At 53.4% G+C, this 21282-nt stretch carries 18 protein-coding genes and 1 tRNA gene; 6 read left to right on the plus strand and 13 right to left on the minus strand.

What is annotated here, in order from left to right:
* Nucleotides 1-61 precede the first annotated feature (61 nt).
* Both LG204_RS13715 and LG204_RS13720 read left to right on the plus strand, forming a co-directional pair.
* The gene (locus tag LG204_RS13715; RefSeq protein WP_230337800.1) at nt 62-1249 is read left to right on the plus strand and encodes a multidrug effflux MFS transporter; all 1188 of its coding nucleotides are present in this window, start codon (nt 62-64) and stop codon (nt 1247-1249) included.
* Between the two features lie 144 nt (nt 1250-1393).
* Complete coding sequence (locus tag LG204_RS13720; RefSeq protein ID WP_230337801.1) at nt 1394-3847, plus strand: GspE/PulE family protein; 2454 nt, start codon at nt 1394-1396, stop codon at nt 3845-3847.
* A 116-nt stretch (nt 3848-3963) separates the two neighbouring features.
* Here the strand turns inward: LG204_RS13720 and LG204_RS13725 are convergent, their stop codons facing one another.
* Together LG204_RS13725 and LG204_RS13730 are read right to left on the minus strand one after the other, a co-directional pair.
* Nucleotides 3964-5472 (minus strand): helicase-related protein, encoded by a 1509-nt coding sequence (locus LG204_RS13725; protein ID WP_407664209.1) that lies wholly within the window; start codon nt 5470-5472, stop codon nt 3964-3966.
* A 115-nt stretch (nt 5473-5587) separates the two neighbouring features.
* Nucleotides 5588-7693, minus strand: coding sequence for a TonB-dependent siderophore receptor (locus tag LG204_RS13730; protein WP_230337802.1), 2106 nt, complete (start codon nt 7691-7693; stop codon nt 5588-5590).
* Nucleotides 7694-7863: 170 nt separating this feature from the next.
* On the opposite strand from LG204_RS13730, the gene LG204_RS13735 reads away from it, so the two are divergent.
* Complete coding sequence (locus LG204_RS13735; protein ID WP_230337803.1) at nt 7864-9033, plus strand: PepSY-associated TM helix domain-containing protein; 1170 nt, start codon at nt 7864-7866, stop codon at nt 9031-9033.
* Nucleotides 9034-9099: 66 nt separating this feature from the next.
* Here the strand turns inward: LG204_RS13735 and LG204_RS13740 are convergent, their stop codons facing one another.
* The 10 genes from LG204_RS13740 to thrS form a co-directional block, all read right to left on the minus strand.
* On the minus strand, nt 9100-11385 hold the full coding sequence (locus LG204_RS13740; protein WP_230337804.1) for a TonB-dependent receptor: 2286 nt from the start codon (nt 11383-11385) through the stop codon (nt 9100-9102).
* A gap of 238 nt (nt 11386-11623) precedes the next feature.
* A tRNA-Pro gene (locus LG204_RS13745) sits at nt 11624-11700 on the minus strand.
* A 69-nt stretch (nt 11701-11769) separates the two neighbouring features.
* Nucleotides 11770-12180: a MerR family transcriptional regulator gene (locus tag LG204_RS13750; protein WP_230337805.1), complete on the minus strand. Its 411-nt coding sequence runs from the start codon at nt 12178-12180 to the stop codon at nt 11770-11772.
* Complete coding sequence (locus tag LG204_RS13755) at nt 12161-12463, minus strand: integration host factor subunit alpha (RefSeq protein ID WP_013441555.1); 303 nt, start codon at nt 12461-12463, stop codon at nt 12161-12163. Before LG204_RS13755 ends, LG204_RS13750 begins: the two co-directional genes overlap by 20 nt.
* Before the next feature lie 77 nt (nt 12464-12540).
* A complete protein-coding gene (pheT, locus tag LG204_RS13760; RefSeq protein ID WP_230337806.1) occupies nt 12541-14895 on the minus strand; it encodes a phenylalanine--tRNA ligase subunit beta in 2355 nt (784 codons plus the stop codon).
* 5 nt (nt 14896-14900) lie between these two features.
* Nucleotides 14901-15887, minus strand: coding sequence for a phenylalanine--tRNA ligase subunit alpha (pheS, locus tag LG204_RS13765; RefSeq protein WP_230337807.1), 987 nt, complete (start codon nt 15885-15887; stop codon nt 14901-14903).
* A gap of 161 nt (nt 15888-16048) precedes the next feature.
* Nucleotides 16049-16411 (minus strand): 50S ribosomal protein L20, encoded by a 363-nt coding sequence (rplT, locus tag LG204_RS13770; RefSeq protein WP_067268088.1) that lies wholly within the window; start codon nt 16409-16411, stop codon nt 16049-16051.
* An 11-nt stretch (nt 16412-16422) separates the two neighbouring features.
* Nucleotides 16423-16620 carry a 50S ribosomal protein L35 gene (rpmI, locus tag LG204_RS13775; RefSeq protein WP_013441551.1) on the minus strand — a complete coding sequence of 66 codons (198 nt, stop codon included), beginning with the start codon at nt 16618-16620 and terminating at the stop codon, nt 16423-16425.
* A gap of 153 nt (nt 16621-16773) precedes the next feature.
* Nucleotides 16774-17298, minus strand: coding sequence for a translation initiation factor IF-3 (gene infC, locus LG204_RS13780; RefSeq protein ID WP_015829557.1), 525 nt, complete (start codon nt 17296-17298; stop codon nt 16774-16776).
* Between the two features lie 42 nt (nt 17299-17340).
* Complete coding sequence (gene thrS, locus LG204_RS13785) at nt 17341-19263, minus strand: threonine--tRNA ligase (protein WP_230337808.1); 1923 nt, start codon at nt 19261-19263, stop codon at nt 17341-17343.
* A 307-nt stretch (nt 19264-19570) separates the two neighbouring features.
* On the opposite strand from thrS, the gene LG204_RS13790 reads away from it, so the two are divergent.
* From LG204_RS13790 to LG204_RS13800, 3 genes are all read left to right on the plus strand, one after another.
* Nucleotides 19571-20182, plus strand: a complete 612-nt coding sequence (locus LG204_RS13790) for a DNA-3-methyladenine glycosylase family protein (RefSeq protein ID WP_328441979.1) — start codon at nt 19571-19573, stop codon at nt 20180-20182.
* Nucleotides 20179-20433: a hypothetical protein gene (locus LG204_RS13795; RefSeq protein ID WP_230337810.1), complete on the plus strand. Its 255-nt coding sequence runs from the start codon at nt 20179-20181 to the stop codon at nt 20431-20433. The genes LG204_RS13790 and LG204_RS13795 overlap by 4 nt, the downstream gene beginning before the upstream one ends.
* A 247-nt stretch (nt 20434-20680) precedes the next feature.
* Nucleotides 20681-20932 carry a hypothetical protein gene (locus LG204_RS13800; protein WP_013441546.1) on the plus strand — a complete coding sequence of 84 codons (252 nt, stop codon included), beginning with the start codon at nt 20681-20683 and terminating at the stop codon, nt 20930-20932.
* A gap of 59 nt (nt 20933-20991) precedes the next feature.
* On the opposite strand, the gene LG204_RS13805 is transcribed toward LG204_RS13800, so the two are convergent.
* Nucleotides 20992-21252, minus strand: coding sequence for a DUF2789 domain-containing protein (locus LG204_RS13805; protein ID WP_230337811.1), 261 nt, complete (start codon nt 21250-21252; stop codon nt 20992-20994).
* Nucleotides 21253-21282: the final 30 nt, after the last annotated feature.

Genomic DNA, 21282 nt, shown 5'->3' on the forward strand with positions numbered 1-21282 from the left:
ACGCAAAAGAATGCGAAACTAGCGGCCGTTCATCCACTCCCCATCATCTCTACTCACCACGATGCCAATACTGACTATCATCCTTGCTGGTCTCGCCATGCTTGGCCCCTTCACCACGGATACCTACTTTCCCTTTTTCCCCGACATCCAGACGCATTTTGCGATATCGCAGGCGGCCGCTCAGCAAAGTCTCAGTGTGTACTTGTTCAGCTTTACTCTGATGATGCTGTTTCATGGGGCGATCTCGGACAGCGTGGGCAGAAAGCCCGTGATCATTATTTCGCTGGTCGGCTTTGTCATCACCTCGTGCGGCTGCGCGATGACAGACAGTTATGCACTGCTATTGGCAATGCGTGCCGGCCAAGGCTTTTTTGTAGGTGCCGGCACCGTAGTAGGACAAGCCATCATTCGGGACCAATTTGACGGGATTGAGGCACAGAAGCTTATTTCCAAGGTCACCATGCTTTTCGGTCTCTCGCCTGCGATCGCGCCCATGGCGGGCGGCTGGTTGCAACTATATTTTCCCTGGCCGTCGGCATTTGTCTTCCTGGCCCTGCTGGGAGTCATGCTGTTGGTGTTATGTGTTAGCCGATTGCCGGAGACCTTGCCGGTCGGACAGCGTCGCTCATTCCATCCGGCTAGCTTGCTTCGCAATTATTTCGCCATCGCCAGCGATGTGCGCTTCATGGCGCTTTCAATATGCATAGGGACAGGCTTTGGCGGTTTCCTGGTTTATGTGGCAGGCGCGCCAGACTTTGTATTGCATGTCATGCATTTGTCTGAGCAGCAGTTTGGCTGGCTATTTATTCCCATCGTGATCGGCCTGATCGCAGGTTCTGCCATGGCCGGTCGTCTGGTAAGCAGGCTACATGGCAGCACAATGATCGCGATCGCTTATGGCCTGCTGGCTATCGCGTCGATTGGAAATCTGATTTACAACCTCACGTCTTCCCCAGAACTGCCTTATGCCGTCATTCCTATACTGGTGTATACCCTGGGGTTGACCATGCTGCTACCCGGAGCCTTGACGCTGGCATTGGATATTTTTCCTGAGAAAAAAGGCATGGCAGCCTCCGTCCAAGGCTTTGTGCAATCGATTATTTTCACGCTGATATCGGCGTTTACCATTCCCCTGGTGCTCGGCAGCGCACTGCATTATGCCGTCGCCATGAGCAGCATGTTCGGGATTAATCTGGCGGCATGGTGCCTCTACAAATTCTGCGGCAGACGAAAGGGTATGCCAGACTGAACCCTACTATTGTCACCCTCGCCTTTGAGGCCTCTGGCAAGCCCGCAGTACCCATTTAAAATAAAAATAAATGCCCCCTTATGTGACGGGCATGGGCCGTGCTTTAATAAGCGGAATATATACGTACGTCTCACTAGGGGGAGTATGAAAGAATCAGTGATCGAGTGGCCCAAGCCACCTTATTTCAGTTTTGCTGCCGGCAGCGAGAGTCCAGCTCATGAAATCTGTCTGATCTATCTGTTTGATGGCAAGAAGCGCCAGGGGCAACTGCTTGAGTTCATGCCCGATGCCAATACCCTGATCTACCGCCCCGGCAAGGATAAACCGCAAGAAACACTGGCCTTGGATAAAATCAAGAGCATCCAGCTGTTGAAGCCGATGGAGCTGGTGCGTGACCAGGCTTTTCTCGAGGATAGAGCCGAAGAGCTGTTCCCCCCCTCCGAAAAACAAACTTATGCCATTGAGTATACCGATGGCGAAATGGTGGTGGGTTACACCTACAGCTATGTCAACACGCACCATGGCTTGTACATTTACCCGACTACGGCTGATTCCAAAATCATCCGTGGTTATTTCCCGCGCACCTCCATCAAGAGTTACAAGATCGGCCAGAAAATTGGCGAGATTCTGATTCAGGAAAATCTGGCCAGCAAAGATGCGGTGGAAGAAGCACTGAAACGCCAGGATGAATTGCGCAACCAGCGTATTGGCGATTACCTGTTTGAAAACCAGATTGTCACCAGCGAGGAGTTGCAACAGGCCATTCGCCATCAGGAAAGCCGCCCGATTCTTAAATTGGGGGAGGCGCTGCGCCAGCTGGACCTGATTACCGAAGAACAATTACAGGATGCCCTGAACAAGCAGAAGGAAAACCGCGGTATTCCGCTGGGACGCATTCTGGTGGACATGGGCATTGTTGATGAGCAGACACTCAAGGGCACCTTGGCTAAAAAGCTGGGGATTCCCTATGTAAGCCTGAGTAAATTCAACTTTGACCCGAATGCCATACGCCTGATTGGCGCACCCGTTGCCCGCAAACATCTGCTGATGCCGCTGTGCATGTATGAAGGTGCGCTGGTCGTGGCGTTTGAAGACCCGATGAACGTGAAGGCGATTGATGAGGTGCGCTTTCTTACGCAGATGAAAACCCTGCCCGCCATGGCTTCGCGCGAGGATATCGTCACCGCGATTGATAGCTTTTATGGTCGCAGCAGCAATTTCGAATTCAATAAAGGCAAGCAGGATGACATGCTGGATTTCGACCTGAAATCCAGCAATGTGGCGGGCATGCAGATTGATGACCTGGCGACAAAGCTGTTCAGCGAAGAAAACAGCATGCAGTACGAGGCTAACGAAGAGCCCGTGGCGGAGTCCGACAACACGCTGGTGCAGCTGGTCAATAAAATGATTCTGGACGCGTATCAGGATGGGGTGTCGGATATCCATATTGAAACCTACCCGGATCGGCGCAACACACACGTGCGTTTCCGCAAGGATGGCACGCTGGTGCAGTACCTGGAAATACCCTCCAACTTCCGCAATGCCTTGATCTCACGCATCAAGATCATGTCGCAGCTGGATATTTCCGAACGGCGCAAACCGCAGGATGGCAAGCTGGATTTCAAGCAGTTTGGCCCGGCCAATGTCGAGTTGCGCGTGGCGACCATCCCCACGGCCAATGGCCTGGAAGATGTAGTGATGCGGGTGCTGGCGGCCGCCAAACCCGTGCCGGTGGATAAGCTCGGGCTGGCACCGGACAAACTGGAGAACCTTAAAAAACTGATGCAGCGGCCCTATGGGCTGATTCTGGTCTGCGGGCCTACCGGCTCGGGTAAAACAACATCGCTGCACTCGCTGATGGGCTACATCAACACGCCAGAACGCAAGATCTGGACAGCCGAAGACCCGGTGGAAATTACCCAGCAAGGCCTGCGCCAGGTACAAGTGAATGCCAAGATAGGCTGGACCTTTGCTGCCGCCATGCGCAGTTTTCTGCGGGCCGACCCGGATGTGATCATGGTGGGCGAAATGCGTGACCAGGAGACGACCAAGATCGGCATTGAGGCTTCATTGACCGGTCACTTGGTGCTCTCCACCCTGCACACCAATAGCGCGCCGGAAAGTATTGTGCGTATGCTCGACCTGGGCATGGATCCCTTCAACTTTGCCGATGCGCTGCTGGCGATCATGGCACAACGCCTGGCCAAGACGCTATGCGATAAATGCAAGGAAGCCTATGAGCCCAGCCATGCCGAGCTGGAAGAACTGGCAGCCGAATTTGTCGATGGCACCAGCCACGGCGCCCAGCAGGAACTGGAACGCTTTCGCCAAGAGTTTGCGCAGGATGGAAAATTCACGCTTTATCGTGCGAAGGGCTGCAAAGCCTGCAACAACACTGGTCATCGTGGGCGACTGGGGCTATATGAATTAATGATCGTGACGCCGGAAATCAAGCGCATGATTCAAAAACGCGCGCCTGTCAGTGAACTGCTGGAGGAAGCCCTGAAGAGCGGCATGCTGACGCTGAAGCAGGATGGCATCAACAAAGTGTTCCAGGGCAAAACCGATATCGCGCAAGTGCGCGCCGTGTGCGTCTAGTTTTTTCTGGATGACCATGGGGCTGAGATACAGGCAGCCCGAACCATCCATAAGCTGAGCGGCGCCCTGCCAGGCCCGCTTGGCTTGATCCGGTCACTTCATGGCTATTCGCCTCTTTATCCATAGACATAGAGCTCCCGGCTGATATCGCCGTAGCCTGCCTGCGTCAGCAGCGCGCGCTCAATATAGCGACTCACCCGCTGCCGCAGCATGGGCACCAGTTCGCCATCAGAAAAGGTCTGCGGATACTTGAAAGCCAGCCAGGCATAGAGGCTGATATCCTGACTCAGTTGCTCGGCCTGCTCCAGATATTGCGGCCCGCTGCTATCCAGCCAAGCGATGTCTTCTGGCAAGCGCCTGCGCTTGTGGTCAGCATGAGCTTTCAAGCACTGAATGAAATAATCCATCTCGTGCCGCTTGTCGAAAGACACGGGCGCGCATGAGAAGCGAAACTTGTCGGCCAGCGGCATATGAGGTGCATGCTGGTCGATGAGATGCCCCAGCGCAATCTGCCCCTCGGCACTGGCAAGGTGAAAGAGAGTACTTTGCATGGTTTGGCGTGAAAATCGCTCCAGCAATTCCCCTATTCGCACCGTGTGCACCCGGTGTGAAAGCCGCGCAATATCCGGCCAATTGGCAGCGACTGGCAGTTGCTGCAATTCCGCACTATCCGAAGTCGTCAGCATATGCTGCAAGTGCAATAGCTCATCGGCCTCTACGGCAGCAACAAACCCGGTGGGGTAGATGCCATAGCGCCCAGCTCGGCCCGCGATCTGCCTGGTTTCAGTCGGGCCGATCAGGCGACTCGCCACGCCATCAAATTTATGTACGGTAGTAAATACCACGCGCCGGATCGGCAGATTCAGGCCCATGCCGATGGCATCTGTCGCCACCAGCACATCCGCCTCACCGCTGGCAAAGCGGCGTGACTCCGTGCGCCGCACTTCAGGCGACAAAGCTCCGTAAATAGAAGCCACGGACAAGCCCCACTGGCGAATGCGCGCACTCAAGGTCAGCACATCCTTGCGCGTAAAGGCGATCACGGCATCGCCCTTTTGCAGCTTGCCTTTCAGCCGCGCTCGGTTGTAACGTTCGCCGCAAATGGCGTGCTCTTCCAGGATTAATGGCGTCTTCCGCTCCAGTCGCGTCAGTTGCCATGGCTCATTCAACGACTCCAGCAAGGCCAGGCAGATGGGCGTCACAGCATCCGAACCGCACACAAACACCTGCTGCGCGGGGACACCCACCAATGCGGCAGTCCAGGCATAGCCTCTGGCTTCATCCTGCAGCATCTGAACTTCGTCTATGACCGCCACATCCACCACCTGATCCGGCCGCATCATTTCAACCGTGCACGCCGTATGCCGGGCGCCCGGCACCCAGTGCCGCTCTTCCCCGGTCACCAGATTACAGGGGACGCCAGCTTCCATGAGGCGATCACGCACCTCCATCGCCAACAGACGCAAAGGGGCCAGATAAACTCCCGATACCGCTTGCTGCAGCACCTGCAGTGCTTCATAGGTCTTGCCGGAATTGGTGGGGCCGAGATAAAAATGGAAATGGCGCCGCATGCCGCGTGCAACAGGGAACGATGCGGGGTAGTCATGCAAGGCGGAGGCCGACAAGGAGGTATCTCAATGAGGTAGTAAAAACTGCCCTCAATGTAGCAGAAGCTGCCCCATATGGAAACGGAGCCTGACCGAATGGCCAGGCTCCGCGGGATATCAGCTTAATGCTGGCTTATTTGAAAGCGTAGGTCGCGTTCAACATGATCATGCGCGGATCACCTGTGTAGCAGGCGCTCACGGTGGAACAAGAGGCAATGTATTCCTTGTCCGCCAGATTGCGTGCATTAAGGGCAAAGCGCCATGGTCCGGTGCGGTAGAACAGGGCTGCATCGTACACGGTGTAATGCGGCGTATAGAAAGTATTGAGATCATCCCCCGCCTGCTTGCCGATATAGCGTGCGCCAATGCCTATACCCAGGCCTTGCAGCCAGCGCCCCATGTCGTAATTGGCCCAGATATTGGCCATGTTTTTTGCCACCAGAATGGGACGTTTGTGCAGCGTGCCTGTCGTGCTTTTGGTGATTTCAGCATCAATATAGCTGTAGCTGCCCACGACATTGAGACGCGAGGTCAATTGCCCCGTGGCCTCAATCTCCACACCGCGATGCTGCTGCTCGCCAGTCTGGATATTGAATGCAGTGTTATTGGGATCCGTCGTCGTTACGTTCTGGCGCGTCAGGTCATACAGCGCCACAGTAATGCCAAATGCCTTGTTGGGCGTTTCGTATTTGACGCCGATCTCCCGCTGCTGGCCGGTTTCCGGCTTGAAGGCGGTACCATCCGCCTGGCTGCCGGTAACCGGCACAAACGATTCGCTATAGCTGATATAAGGCGACCATCCATTGCCAAAGGCATACAGCAAGCCGGCACGCCCGGTGGTTGCTCCCGGATTGGTGCGAGTCCTGCTGCCACTCAGACGCTTTTCCAATAGATCGGATTCATCGCGGCGCAAGCCCAGCACGAGATTCCAGCCATCGCCAAACTTGATGTGATCTTGCAGATACAGACCTTTTTGTTCGAGTTTGTCAGTACCGGTAGTCGCTGGCGCTGTGATGGCAGCACCAATGGTCGGGCTGTAATTCGGGTTATAGAGATTAAGCGCGGTAAGGGTAGAGCGTTTGTCCGTGCGCTTGCTGTCAAAATGCAGGTAGTCAAACCCCAGCAGCACATCATGGCGCAAGGCTGCCGTGTCAAACTGCATGTTGAGCTGATTGTCCATGGTCAGCATCTGGCCATGCACATCACGATACTGGATCTGGCGCGCATAGTTGAGCCCGTTGGCCGACAGCGATGTGGGGCTGGTAAAGGCCCCTTCCAGATCGTAATCGTTCACGCGCATGCTCTGCTTGAATTTGATGGATGGGGTAAACGCATGCTCAAACAGATAGCCCACTTGCGTCTGCTCGGTGCTGTATTTATCCACACCGGGCACACCGACAAACCGGCTGTATGATATCTGGCCATTGGGATTGGCAAGCACGGTACCGCGCGCAGGCAGGCCACGAATCGGCACAAAGTCACTCTTCTGATAGCTTGCCAGCAAGGTCAGGCTGGTCTTGTCGCTGATATCCCAGGTTAAGGACGGCGCAATATAGGTACGCTGGCGATCGACAAAATCTACCTGGTCATCGCTGGCGGATGAAATGCCCACCAGGCGATACCGGACGGTGCCGTCCTCATTCAATGCATCCGAAAAGTCGGCGGTCAGCTGCTTCTGATTGTAATTGCCAAGGCCTATGCCGATTTCGGCAATCGGCTTGTCGGTTGGCCGCTTCGTTACCAGATTAACCAGCCCACCCGGAGAAATTTGGCCGTAGAGCACAGATGCCGGGCCTTTCAGTACTTCGATACGCTCAAAGGCAAACGGCTCGTTCTGTATCCACATGTCGTTATCCATACGCATACCATCGCGCAGCACATAAGCACTCTGCACAAACCCGCGGATGGAAATATCATCCAGCCCACGCCGTCCGCGCTGCCCGGCATCCACGCCGGCGGTAAACCGCAAAGCTTCGGCCAGCGACTGCGCGCCCTGATCGCGAATCTGCTCACTGCCAATGACCGTCACAGACTGGGGAGTTTCTGATAAAGCGGCGTTGGTTTTGGTCGCAGTTTGCGAACGGCTCGCTTTGTAACCTTTCACGGGCCCAGTGGCCGACTCCTCCTGACGGGCACTCACGGCGACTTCCGGCAGCTCAGCCGCATCCTCCGCCACCTCGCCATAGGCAGACCAATACGGCATCATCAAGGCGCAAACAACGCCCCACTTTAATTTCATGACAGCTCCTGCGTGTAAATTTTCGTCCTGTATTATACATATCAAATGATAATTGATATCATTTACACTTTACGATAATCCACGCTACACCTCAGCCTCATTCATGCAGGTCTGCGGCAGGCATCCTCGCTATCTCCAATCGCGACACCAAAGAACAGGCCCTCGCACTCATGTCCAGAAAATTGTTTGTCCGCCTGCATCGTTATGTAGGGTTAATGATAGTGTTGTTTTTAACGGTTGCCGGACTTACAGGAGCATCGCTAGCCTTTTATCACGAGCTTGATGAATGGCTGAATCCGGACTGGATGCTGGTGACGCCCACGGCTTCCTCACCGGTGCCGCTAGCGCAACTTGCACGCAACGTCAGTCAGGCCTATCCCGACCATCGGATAGCTCGAATTGAGTTTCAGCACAGCACTGATCGCGCATTGATTGTGCGTATGGATAGCAAACAGACCGGCGACGAGGCCCCTCTTCCCATGCAGGTATTTGTTAACCCTTATACCAATGAAATTCTGGGCGCCCGCGAATGGGGCAAGGTAGATATCAGTCGTCAGGGCTTGATGCCATTCCTGTTCAAATTGCATGACACACTTCATCTGCCAGGAAAAGTCGGAAAATGGCTATTGGGGGGCGTCGCCATACTTTGGCTACTGGATTGTTTTGTTGGATTTTATTTGGCCTTGCCCCGACATGGCCTATTGCCCTCGCCCATACAGTTCATGAAAAAATGGGCGCCCGCCTGGAAAATAAAGTATCAGGCAAATGCCACCCGCATAAATTTTGACCTGCATCGTGCCAGTGGCTTGTGGCTGTGGCCGGTGTTGGCTGTCATCGCGTTCAGTAGTTTTTATCTCAATCTCAACCGAGAGGTGTTCAGGCCGGCGATGGGCATGATCATGCCCTTCAGCCCTCTTCCGGGTGATACATTGCCCAAAGTGAAAGATGGGAAGATTTCACTGGATTGGGATGCCGCTTATCAACGTGGCTTAGACTTGCGGCCCGTAGGAGCAGATGATTACCGGGTTGCCAATATTTCCTACTTGGCCAAGCAGAATGTCTACCGGTTGACATTTGATGAACGTCAACCGAATGCCTGGCTGACCTTCAAGCGTGAGCAGGTATTTTTTGATGCAAGCACAGGCGCACTGAAAGCCCAATACGGCTATGCAAAAGGCAAAACGGGAGATCGCTTGAGTATTCTGCAATATCCACTGCATACCGGGCAAATATTTGGCTTGCCAGGGCGCATTCTCATTTTATTCACCGGCTTGCTTACCGCATTACTAGCGTGGACTGGTGTCTTTATCTGGCTCAAAAAACGTCAAGGCCACAAATAGTCAGATTGCCGATGGATGGCTTGGGGTCAGCCATCCATCGGCAATCAACCCCAAGTACTGCTCCGATTAAAAGTCCACTGTGGCAGAGAAAAATGCCATGCGTGGTGTGCCATAGGTCAGGCCATTCACACTATCGCTAGTGCTGACGGTGGCCCAGTAATGCTTGTCGAGCACATTATCTACCGTGGCGCGTAGGGTTACGTTTTTACCACCCGAAACAAACCGGTAGCGGGCACCAAGATCCAGCCTCGCCCAATCTGGAATCTCCCGCGTATTGGCAGCATCTACATATTGATCACTGGTATAGATGGTACGTGCCGTCCAGGTAAAACCAGGTATGGCAGTAACATCCCACTCTATCCCGAGATTGGCATTCACTTTGGCTACGCCTGGTGCAGTATTGCCATCGTTGACGCCACCCAATGTCTTTTTCAATTCGCCATCCAGCAGTGTCACCCCACCCAATACACGGACGCCACTCACAGGCTCCCCATAAAGAGACCACTCTAAGCCAGTATTGTGCTGCTCTCCATTCAATCCAAAAATAAGGGTGGCGGGGTCGCGAAATGTACTGGGCCGCTCAATCCGGAACAATGCCAAGGTAGAAGTGAAGTTACCAAGATCCAGCTTGGCACCGACCTCAACCTGCTTGGTTTTGGCTGGAGGAAAAATATCTCCCGCATTGGCCGCATTGGTAGGCGCCATCGCGGTCTGTGTCAGCGACTCAATATAATTTCCATAAAGCGCCAAATGGTCGAGCGGCTTTACCGTAAAAGCGAACGTCGGGGTCAGTGCATCTTCGTCATACTTGGCCCGCACAGGCCCTGTCACCAGATACGTTTTATTAAGCACCGACTGCTTGCGCACCCCGATGGTGATTTGCAGACGGTCATCCAGCATGGATAAAGTATCGCTCAGGGCAACACTGCTCAAGTCGGTCTCAGCCGTACGTGGAGGTGTATTGGACATGCCAATCACGGCTGGCTCTATCCCATTCACCGGGTTGTAAATATTGGATGCCACCGTGCCTATTTCACTTTCCAGATTACCAAACTGGATACGATACAAACTGGTATTGAGATTCACCGTATGGTGAACCACACCAGTATCAAACATGGCGCGCACGCCTGCTTCTCCAGACACCGTATCCTCATGCCTTAGAAAACGATTCACGGTACTCGTATTGACCGTGGTGTTACCGGTCGTGGTAACAAAATTCCCCGCAGAATCCACCGCCACCGGCACCCGCAGAAAATCGTATCGTCCGCGACGAGCTCCCACCGCGGCATAGGCTGTGATAGCAGGTGAAAAATCATACTCGCCACGCACGGCAACTGTCGTGTCTATGGTATTGGCATAAGACCAGCGTTGGGCGAAGTTGCGGGTGACCTTATCGGCATCCGGCACGGCTGCCAGAACACCGTTCCGACTATTCAAGGTCACGCGCTCCATTGGCGCCGTGCCACGATTCTCGTAATGCCACACGTCCATAAACAGGCGTACATTTTCACCTCGAAAATCCAGCCCCAATGTCATGAGTGAACGCTCTATTTTCTGATCATTCGAGAATGCCGTCTTGCCATCCTGATATACCGAGTTCAGACGAATACCAAACTGATTATCACTGCCGAAACGCCGACCGATATCCACATGCCCGCCAAGAACCGAGCTTGAGGCATAGTTAGCGGTAACCTGGGTAATCGGTGCATCCGTCGCCCGCTTGGCAATCACATTGATCGCACCGCCAACGCCACCAGTAGGTGCCATGCCATTCAACAAACTATTAGGCCCTTTAAGCACTTCAACTCGCTCAACCCCCTCCAGTGGTACTGTGTAGTTGGGAACCAGCCCGAACAAGCCGTTTAGCGCCACCTCCCCATTCGATAGAGAAAAACCACGGATGGAGAACTGATCAAAGCGACCAAACCGGGGGTTGTTATTGCGAATGGATGAGTCGTTTTCGACAATATCCGCTAAGGTCGTCGCCTGCTGGTTCTGAATTAGCTCACGAGTATAGCTAATCACACTATATGGCGTATCCAGCACGGACTTATTGCCCAGCAATCCCACCCGGCCTCCTCGCGCTACTTGACCACCGACATACGCAGGCACCAACTCGCCCGGCAAAACCGTGTCTGCTGACTTATCAATAACATGGACAGTATCCAGTGTTGTCTCAGCCGGCGTTGCCGCTGTGCTCTGCTGTGCTTTCTTTTTATCCGTCAGCTGCTGCTCTGTCACCTCCTCTGCAGACCCACCCGCAGAAAATGCCAACAGCAATAAAGCACCCGCTGCCTTGCCTGAAACTTGTATGGGATTGACCGAACTGGTCAGTATAGAGAAACGAGACATTATTTTCCTTGCACATCATTGTTATTAAGAACTATTTACAAATAATAACAATTCTCATTAACAATGTCGATGATTAAGAATCCATCTTCAGAACGCCTGAGCTAGGCCGAGCGACAACAAAATTTGAAAATCCAAACGACTTGGAAAAACGGGATAGGAATGTATAAACGAGATATCGCGCTGAAATGATCGCGCGAATATGAAAAAAGGGGTTAGATATCTAACCCCTTTCGGATACTGGTCGGGACGGCAAGATTCGAACTTGCGACCACTTGCACCCCATGCAAGTACGCTACCAGGCTGCGCTACGCCCCGATGTCGCTAAAGCAACAAGGCCTGCATTATAGCGGATTGAGCTGTCTGGAACAAACAGGAAATTGGTTTTCAGTATGCTCGAAGCAGATCAAGCACTTCACGCAATTCGTTACGCAACAAACCGACATCCAATGACGGGTAGCCTGATGGTGCACTTGAGCGCTCGACTTGTTTTTCAACTACAGTTTCGGGGGGAGCCTCGACTGCTTGTGCCGCATCGTCAAGACGATTACGGGCGCCACTGATGGTGAAGCCTTGTTCGTAGAGTAATTCGCGGATACGGCGAATCAGCAGAACTTCATGGTGCTGGTAATACCGGCGATTACCACGACGCTTGACGGGTTTAAGCTGCGTGAATTCCTGCTCCCAATAGCGCAAGACATGTGGCTTGACGCCACATAGCTCGCTAACCTCACCAATGGTGAAGTACCGCTTGGCAGGAATCGGCGGCAACACAACCTTAGGCGCGGTCTCCGGCATAAGCCTCCTCTACCTTTAGCTTGAGCTTCTGGCTGGCATGAAAGGTCACCACACGGCGAGCCGTGATAGGGATTTCTTCGCCGGTTTTGGGATTGCGGCCTGGCCGCTCTGATTTTTGACGTAATTCGAAATTGCCGAAACCAGACAGTTTTACACTGTCTCCTGATTCCAAAGCCGTACGTATTTCTTCAAAAAAAGCTTCGACCATATCTTTGGCCTCACGCTTGTTTAGCCCAACCTGTTCAAACAGCAAATCAGCCAGATCGGCTTTGGTTAATGTCATGCAAATCTCCCAACTACTTTTCTTAACTTTCGCACCATCGCGACGCATTTTCTAAAAAGTGGCGCCCCATTGGCGTTCTAATTTCTTAATTCCGCACCATGTTTGGTCTTGAGCAATACTAGCAAATTACTCATGACGGCATCTGCCTCAGCGTCCGTCAAAGTTTTTTGAGTATCTTGCATAAGCACAAGAAATGCAAGGCTTTTTTTGTTTTCCGGGACGCCTTTTCCACGGTAAATATCAAACAATGCAATCTCGGAAACCAGGGTATTTTCGGCCTCATTCATGCTATCCAGCAGTGCCTGAACAGGCGTACTTTCGTTCACGACCACGGCAATATCACGCCGTACCGGTGGGAACTTTGGCACTTCTCGATACCTTGGCACTTTGACTGCCAGCAAAGGTGTCAGATCACACTCAAACACTACCGTGCTGCGCGGCAATTGATAATGTTGCTGCCACTTGGGGTGCAACTTGCCCAGCCAGCCAATGACCTTGCCATCCAGCAACACATGCGCAGATTGTCCGGGATGCAACGCAGGATGTGTCGCGGCCTGATACACAGCTCTACCCTGCGTCAAGGCATCCACTTGCGCTTTAACATCGTAAAAATCCACATCGCGCTCTTCCGCGGCCCATTGCTCAGGTTGGGCCGCCCCGTAAGCCAGCCCGGAGACGCGCATGGTTTCCCCATAGCCGGATTCGGCCTTCTTATATGCAGAGCCAATTTCAAACAGCTTGGCGCGCGCCTGCTTGCGGTTGAGGTTGTAAACCAGGGTCTGCAACAACCCACCCCACAAGCCGCTGCGCATGACGCTCATATTGCTGGCAATGGGGTTTTTCAGAACAATCGCGTCATCATTACCCAGCAAGTCACGCTCCCAGCTGGCGTCCACAAAGCTGTAGCTGACGATTTCCTGGTAGCCGCCAGCCACCAAGGCATCGCGCACCCAGGCCCGATTCAGTTCGCCCCCTGAGGCTGGCAGCATGGCCAATGTCGCTTGCGGTGCAATCGCGGGAATATGCTCATAGCCATGCAGGCGAGCTACTTCCTCAATGAGATCCTCTTCAATTTCGATATCAAACCGATAGCTGGGAGGCGTAATCTCGTAGCTACCATCCGATTCACGCGCCACGAAACCAAGGCGCGCAAATATGGCCGATACTTCGCTACGCTCCAGCGGAATCCCGAGGACAGAAAGCAGTCGCTCATAGCGCAATGTCACCGGCTTGCGCGTGGGCAAGGTGGCTTTGACTTCGACAATGTCACCGGGCTCACCACCGCAAATCTCAAGGATAAGAGCGGTTGCACGTTCTAATGCCTGACGGGTGCTGCCAAAATCCACGCCACGTTCAAAACGATACGATGAGTCAGTCGACAAGCCAAGACGGCGCGCTTTACCGGCGATCACGCCTGGAGCAAAGTATGCACTTTCCAGGAAAATATCGCGTGTCTCCAGTGACACGGCCGAATCCAGACCGCCCATGATACCGGCCAACGCCAGCGGGCCATGGGTATCGGCAATAACCAGCATATCCTGCTGCAACGTGGCCTGCTGCTGGTTCAACAACGTCAGTGCTTCCCCCTGTTTGGCGTAACGCACTTCTATATCACCCTGCAGCTTGGCAGCATCAAAGGCATGTAGAGGCTGGCCTAATTCGAGCAATACATAATTGGTAATATCGACGATGGCAGTGATACTGCGGATGCCACTGCGCTCCAAGCGCCTCTGCATCCAGATAGGTGTGTCGACAGCCGCATTTACACCACGAATACTGCGTCCACTGTAATACGGGCACGCATCTGCTTCACGCACCGCAATATTGACGCTGGTACTGGCGACAGCTGTTACTTGATCAATCGTGGGCAACTGCAATACAGCCCCTGTGATCGCTGCCACATCGCGCGCGATGCCGACGATACTCAGGCAATCGCTGCGGTTCGGCGTCAATTTCAGCGTAAACAACTGATCATTGAGCTGCAGGTAATCACGAATATCGGTACCTGTGACCGCATCTGCTGGCAGCTCCAGCAAGCCACTGCTCTCTTCCGCCAGCCCCAGCTCCTTGGCAGAACACATCATGCCAAACGACTCTACACCACGTACTTTGGCTTGCTTGATGTTAAAGCCCGGCAGAGCTGCGCCTACCATGGCGCATGGCGCCTTGAGGCCCACGCGCGCATTACTGGCACCGCAGACGATCTGCAAAGGAGCACCAGAGCCGACATCTACCGTTAACACTTGCAGGCGATCTGCATCCGGATGTTTTTCTGCCGTCAGCACCTCTGCTACCACAACGTGGCTGAACGCTGACGCCACGGCATCCATTGCTTCCACCTCGAGTCCGGCCATGGTTAAGGCATGACCGAGCTGCTCACTATCCATTGCCGGATTGACGTATTCGCGTAACCAAATTTCTGAGAATTGCATGATCGTTAACCAAACTGCTTGAGGAAGCGAAGATCGTTTTCGAAAAACAGGCGCAAGTCATTCACGCCATACCGCAGCATCGTCAGGCGCTCAACGCCCAGCCCAAAGGCAAACCCACGATATTTTTCACTATCGATGCCTACATGCTTGAACACTTCGGGGTGCACCATGCCACAACCGCCGATCTCCAGCCAGCCGCCATTCCAGCTCATATCCATCTCGGCGGAAGGTTCGGTGAAAGGGAAGAAGGAAGGACGGAAGCGCACTTCCAGATCTTCACGCTCGAAAAAGCGTTGCAAGAAATCCTGTACGACGCCCTTGAGATTGGCAAAGCTGATGTCTTCATCTACCCACAACCCCTCCACCTGGTGGAACATGGGCGAGTGCGTGGCATCGGAGTCCACGCGATACACGCGGCCCGGCGCAATGATTTTCAGCGGGGGTGTCTTGTTCTGCATGTAATGGACTTGCACAGGCGAGGTATGCGTGCGCAGCACATGCTGCTCATCCACATAAAACGTGTCGTGCATGGCACGTGCAGGATGATCTTCAGGAATATTCAGGGCGGTGAAATTATAGAAATCCGACTCGATTTCCGGCCCCTCGGCCACATCAAAGCCTATGGAATGAAACAGCTGCTCAATCCGCGCCAAGGTAAGTGAAACCGGATGGGCGCCGCCGCGATCATCGCGACGTGCTGGCAATGTCACATCCAGCGCTTCACTGGAAAGCTGACGCTCCTGCTCAGCCAGCAACAGCGTATCGCGACGCGCACGCAAGGCCTCTTCCACGCCCTGCTTGACGACATTGATGGCAGCGCCGGCCGCGGGCCGTTCCTCGGCGGACAATTTGCCCAAGCCCTTCAATGCGTCGGTCAAGGCACCACTTTTACCGAGAAAACGTGCCTTGGCCTGCTCCAGATCATTGAGATTGTCACACGCGGCAAAAGCGGTTTGTGCCTCGCTCAGGATGTGATCAAGATGTTGTGTCATATATTCTTGAGACCTTACTTGCATGTATCATGCATCAATAAATCAGGGCATTTTCATCAGCATTCAGGTGCATGAATCCCATCAGGAATCTGTATCGAAATGGCTGAGGGAAAAACCCAATAAAAAAGGAGGCACAAGGCCTCCTTTTTCAATTGCCGGACTTAAGCGGCAGCAAGGCCCGATTTTGCCAGCTCGGCAAACTTGGCAAATGCCACTTTGTCGAACACTGCCAGATCGGCCAATACCTTGCGATCCACTTCAATCGCAGACTTCTTCAGACCGTTGATGAAACGGCTGTATGTCAAACCATACTCACGTGCACCGGCGTTGATACGCGCGATCCACAAGGCACGGAATTGACGCTTTCTTTGACGACGGTCACGGTATGCATATTGACCAGCCTTCATTACCGCTTGCTTGGCAACACGGTATACATTCTTGCGACGACCACGATAACCCTTGGCAGCGTCTAAAACCTTCTTGTGACGTGCGCGGGCGATGACACCACGTTTTACTCTAGGCATGCTCTATCTCCTTATTGAGTTGGCATCATGGCGCGTACGCGCTTGACGTCAGTTGCGGAAATAATAGCCGTGCCGCGCAGGTTACGCTTCTGCTTGGTGGTCTTCTTGGTGAGGATGTGGCGCAGGTGCGAATGGGTACGCTTAACCTTGCCATTACCCAAGAACTTGAAGCGCTTTTTGGCGCCACTCTTGGTTTTCATTTTTGGCATTTTTTTCTCCTGAAGGAACAATAAAAAAGAGCGATCGGGCATGCCTTTAGCCGCGTCGCTACCTCTTGCTGCTTGATACTGGCACCATCAGACGCCAGCCATCATCAAAACAGCCCGCTATTATAGCGTAATAACGGACTGAAGTTAATGCTATTACTTCTGCTTCTTGTGCGGACCAAGCACCATCACCATCTGACGGCCTTCCATCTTGGGGAACTGCTCAACCACTGCATGTTCCTGCAAGTCGGCTTCCACACGCTTCAAAAGTGCGAGCCCAAGCTCCTGGTGGGTGATTTCACGGCCACGGAAACGCAAGGTAATCTTGGCCTTGTCGCCTTCCTGCAAGAAGCGGATCAGGCTACGCAGCTTGACTTGGTAATCGCCTTCATCCGTGCCTGGTCGGAATTTGACTTCCTTGACCTGCACCTGTTTCTGCTTGAGACGAGCTTCATGCTGACGCTTGCTTTCGGCATATTTGAACTTGCCGTAATCCATCAGGCGACAGACTGGCGGCTGCGCCTGAGGCGCAATCTCAACCAGATCAATATCCGCTTCTTCCGCTTTGGCAAAAGCCTCATTAAGACTCATGATCCCCAGCGGCTCGCCATCAACCCCCACCAACCGAATCTGTTGTGCTGTTATGTCACCGTTGATTCGTATTTCTTTTTCTTGAGCTATCGCAAATTCTCCAAATTAATCATTAAACAGCCATGCATAAATTTAAACCTTGGCGCCAACGTCCGCCTTGAGTCGTTCTACAAACGCGCTCACCGACATGGAACCAAGGTCTTCACCCTTGCGGGTACGCACAGCCACTTGTCCGCTTTGCATTTCGCGGTCACCTGCCACTAGCAGATAAGGCAGCTTCTGCAAGCTATGTTCGCGAATTTTATAGGTTATTTTCTCATTCCTCAAGTCTGAATCGACCCGGAAGCCGTTTTTCCTGAGTTCTGCAACCACTTCCTGCACATAAGCAGACTGGCTATCCGTGATATTGAGGACCATGGCCTGAACAGGGGCCAGCCAAGTTGGCATCGCCCCGGCGTAGTTTTCAATCAGAATGCCCAGGAAACGCTCCATGGAACCGACGATGGCACGATGCAGCATCACAGGGTGCTTGCGGGTGTTATCTTCGGCCACATACTCCGCGCCAAGGCGCTCAGGCAAATTGAAGTCCAGCTGTATAGTACCGCATTGCCACAGGCGACCCAGACTATCTTTCAGGGTAAATTCGATCTTGGGACCGTAAAACGCCCCCTCGCCTGGCTGCAGGTCAAACGCCAGGTTGTTTTCACGCAACGCTGCGGCCAGGGATGCTTCAGCCTTGTCCCAGGTTTCGTCGGCGCCTACACGTTTTTCTGGCCGAGTGGACAGCTTGACCAGCACATCGCTGAAGCCAAAATCCTTATAAGCCTGGTATAGCATGACAATAAAGTCCGCCACTTCCTGCTTGATCTGATCCTCAGTACAGAAAATATGCGCATCGTCCTGGGTAAAGCCGCGTACGCGCATCAGGCCGTGCAAGGCGCCGGATGGCTCGTTGCGGTGACAGGAGCCAAACTCGGCCAAACGCAAGGGCAAGTCGCGGTAGCTATGCAAGCCACTGTTGAAAATCTGGACATGACCAGGACAATTCATCGGCTTCACGGCGTAATCGCGGTTTTCCGAAGATGTCGTGAACATATTTTCACGGTAATTCTGCCAATGGCCAGACTTCTCCCACAGCGAGCGATCCATGATGGTCGGCGTTTTGACTTCCTGATAGCCATACTGGCGGAACAGGCCGCGCATGTATTGCTCCACCTCCTGCCAAAGACTCCAGCCGCGCGGGTGCCAGAAAACCATGCCGGGCGCTTCATCCTGCATGTGGAAATAATCCAGTTGCTTGCCGAGTTTGCGGTGATCACGCTTTTCCGCCTCTTCCAGCATATGCAGATACGCTTCCAGGTCTTCTTTTTTCGCCCAGGCGGTACCGTAAATGCGTTGCAGCATTTCATTGTTGGAGTCACCACGCCAATAGGCGCCAGCCACCTTCATCAGCTTGAACGCCTTGAGCTTGCCAGTAGAGGGCACATGGGGGCCGCGACATAGATCAGTGAAGTTACCCTCGGTGTAGAGCGACACATCCTGATCTGCCGGGATGGAGGCAATAATTTCCGCCTTGTAAGCCTCACCTATGGACTGGAAGTACGCCACGGCTTCATCGCGTGGCAGCACCTTGCGGGTAACCTGCTCATCCTTTTTGGCGAGCTCGGCCATTTTCTTTTCGATGGCTTCGAGGTCTTCCGGCGTAAACGGACGCTTGTAGGAAAAGTCATAGTAGAAGCCATTGTCGATCACTGGACCAATGGTCACTTGTGCTTCCGGGAACAGCTCCTTGACGGCATACGCCAGCAAGTGCGCAGTGGAGTGCCGAATGACTTCAAGCCCATCGGCATCCTTGTCGGTAATGATGGCAAGATCAATATCCTCTGCAATCTCGAACGAGGTATCCACCAAGCGAGGCTCTTGCCCAGGCAATGTGACTTTGCCTGCCAGTGCGGCGCGGGCAAGGCCAGCGCCTATGCTTTGCGCAACCGCAGCAACGGTGAGGGGGGCATCGAACTGTCGTTCAGAGCCGTCAGGCAAACGTATTACCGGCATAGTGATCTTTCAAGCTATTAAGGGAACTGCATATGCAAAAGTCGTTGATTTAACGGCTTTCCAGCGTATTGGAGCGGATGTCGCCCAACTGGAAATTATCGCACAAAGCGCAAAAACTGGACAACATCCATGGTCAATAGAATCATGCTAGGCTATTTATGTCACTTCTGCGGCAACTCAGACACCAGAATGGTGCCAAAATTGTTAATGCGACTGCGTCGCCGCGCGTCCATGACGAGATCATATGCAAATTGCAATACCTGAAAATAGGGATATAGAAGCCAGCCGTTTTCTGGCTGGGCTAGATATGGACTGGCAACGTCTGGTTACCCTGGCAGGCCCCTGCGCCATTCAGCGGCGTGAGCAACGCGAACCCTACGAAGCGCTGGTACGCGCCGTCGCCCACCAGCAACTCCATGGCAACGCCGCCGCTGCGATACTGGCCAGACTGATGGCAAACTTTCCACATGCTGGCTTTCCTAGCCCGGAACAACTTGCAGCTGCCGATGCAACAGAGCTCCGAAGCTGCGGTCTGTCCATGGCAAAAGTCACCGCCATTCGCGGCATTGCGGCAGCCACGCTTGCTGGTACAGTCCCCAGTGCGGTGCGCGCTGCAGAAATGAGCGATGAAGAGCTGATTACGCGCCTCACCTCGCTCAAGGGCATCGGGCGCTGGACGGTAGAAATGCTGCTGATCTTTACCCTGGGGCGCGATGACGTGCTACCGGTCGATGATTTTGGCGTGCGCGAAGGCTGGCGCCTGCTTAAAAATCTGCCGGAGCAGCCAAAACCCATAGCCTTGGCCGTGATTAGCGAACAATGGAAACCCTACCGCAGCATTGCTGCATGGTATTTGTGGCAGGCAGCGGCTCTTGGTAAAAGCGGCGCGCTGATATCAGACAAGGAGAAACTTCAATGAACGCTCAGACAGCACTTGAAGAGTTGAAGAAAGCCACTCGCCTGGCGATAGCCGGCGAATGGGATGCCGCACACAATATTGCCCAGGCCTCAGGTCATCCCGCCGCCCACTGGATTCATGCCGTGTTGCACAAGATAGAACCCGACGAAGGCAATAGCCGCTACTGGTATGCGCGGACAGCCCATCGTTATGAGGAATATGAAACGCCAGAAGAAGAGTGGCAGGCGATACTGGCGGCACTTTCTGAGTGACTTAAAAACTGGGTGAAAACTGAATGACTTAAAAAACCTGGGAACGCACAGATTGTCTGAAATGAAGGCGGGTAATGCTTGCTGCTCGACCTTGGTGTTCGACCAACATCGGCCTGCCCCAAGGATAAGACTGTTTCAATTGCTTTCATTTATTACATTTTTCTGTAACAAATGTCTGTCACAATGCAAATCGTTGGTTTTACCAAAGCCAACGATTTCTCAACACCAAAAATCCCAAAAGGACATCATGCTTATCAAGTTTTTCATTCTGTTTGCCATACCCTTTGTTTTCACCGCATTCAGCGCCGGTTTAGGCTGGTTTGCCAATGAGAGTGACGGCGCCATGCTGACTGGCACCACCGGTTTTGTGGTTTCAGCTGCCTGGGCTTTCTACAGCTGGGCAACATCGCCCCTTCACCGTCGCCAACCCATCAGCCGCCAGAGCGCAAATCGCTCCCCGGCCGCCACGGTCAAGATAGCCCGCCTTAAAGCGTGCTAAAACATAAAAAGGCAGCCTGCGCTGCCTTTTTTGTTATTCCACGGCCCCTTAATTAAAGCCTAATTCTGATCGGCGCCAGCCTCGCGCGCCGCATGCAGACTGGCATTCAATCTATCCACCACCTCCGCCCAGTCGGCATCTGCCTGAATGGCTTCGCGCAGAAATGCGGCCTGCGAAAGTGTCCAGAATGGCGCTTCGCTCAATGCCAGACCGGTATGCAAATGGCCATGGGTATTGATGAACTCGACAATCGACGCCTCATCCGAAGCCAGCCCTAGCTGCTCAAACAGTTGAGCCATTTCATGTGCGGGACTTTCCATATATCACCTCCCATTATTGATCTCATTGCC

It is taken from the genome of Methylovorus menthalis (assembly GCF_020523625.1).
Lineage (GTDB): Bacteria > Pseudomonadota > Gammaproteobacteria > Burkholderiales > Methylophilaceae > Methylovorus > Methylovorus menthalis.

Coding starts and splice junctions, on each gene's coding strand:
- rpmI (WP_013441551.1), bottom strand. CDS start 16,620: ATGCCAAAAATGAAAACCAAGAGTGGCGCCAAAAAGCGCTTCAAGTTC.
- LG204_RS13800 (WP_013441546.1), top strand. CDS start 20,681: ATGCTTATCAAGTTTTTCATTCTGTTTGCCATACCCTTTGTTTTCACC.
- LG204_RS13755 (WP_013441555.1), bottom strand. CDS start 12,463: ATGACATTAACCAAAGCCGATCTGGCTGATTTGCTGTTTGAACAGGTT.
- pheT (WP_230337806.1), bottom strand. CDS start 14,895: ATGCAATTCTCAGAAATTTGGTTACGCGAATACGTCAATCCGGCAATG.
- LG204_RS13750 (WP_230337805.1), bottom strand. CDS start 12,180: ATGCCGGAGACCGCGCCTAAGGTTGTGTTGCCGCCGATTCCTGCCAAG.
- pheS (WP_230337807.1), bottom strand. CDS start 15,887: ATGACACAACATCTTGATCACATCCTGAGCGAGGCACAAACCGCTTTT.
- LG204_RS13805 (WP_230337811.1), bottom strand. CDS start 21,252: ATGGAAAGTCCCGCACATGAAATGGCTCAACTGTTTGAGCAGCTAGGG.
- LG204_RS13795 (WP_230337810.1), top strand. CDS start 20,179: ATGAACGCTCAGACAGCACTTGAAGAGTTGAAGAAAGCCACTCGCCTG.
- rplT (WP_067268088.1), bottom strand. CDS start 16,411: ATGCCTAGAGTAAAACGTGGTGTCATCGCCCGCGCACGTCACAAGAAG.
- LG204_RS13715 (WP_230337800.1), top strand. CDS start 62: ATGCCAATACTGACTATCATCCTTGCTGGTCTCGCCATGCTTGGCCCC.
- LG204_RS13740 (WP_230337804.1), bottom strand. CDS start 11,385: ATGTCTCGTTTCTCTATACTGACCAGTTCGGTCAATCCCATACAAGTT.
- LG204_RS13720 (WP_230337801.1), top strand. CDS start 1,394: ATGAAAGAATCAGTGATCGAGTGGCCCAAGCCACCTTATTTCAGTTTT.
- thrS (WP_230337808.1), bottom strand. CDS start 19,263: ATGCCGGTAATACGTTTGCCTGACGGCTCTGAACGACAGTTCGATGCC.
- LG204_RS13730 (WP_230337802.1), bottom strand. CDS start 7,693: ATGAAATTAAAGTGGGGCGTTGTTTGCGCCTTGATGATGCCGTATTGG.
- LG204_RS13790 (WP_328441979.1), top strand. CDS start 19,571: ATGGACTGGCAACGTCTGGTTACCCTGGCAGGCCCCTGCGCCATTCAG.
- LG204_RS13735 (WP_230337803.1), top strand. CDS start 7,864: ATGTCCAGAAAATTGTTTGTCCGCCTGCATCGTTATGTAGGGTTAATG.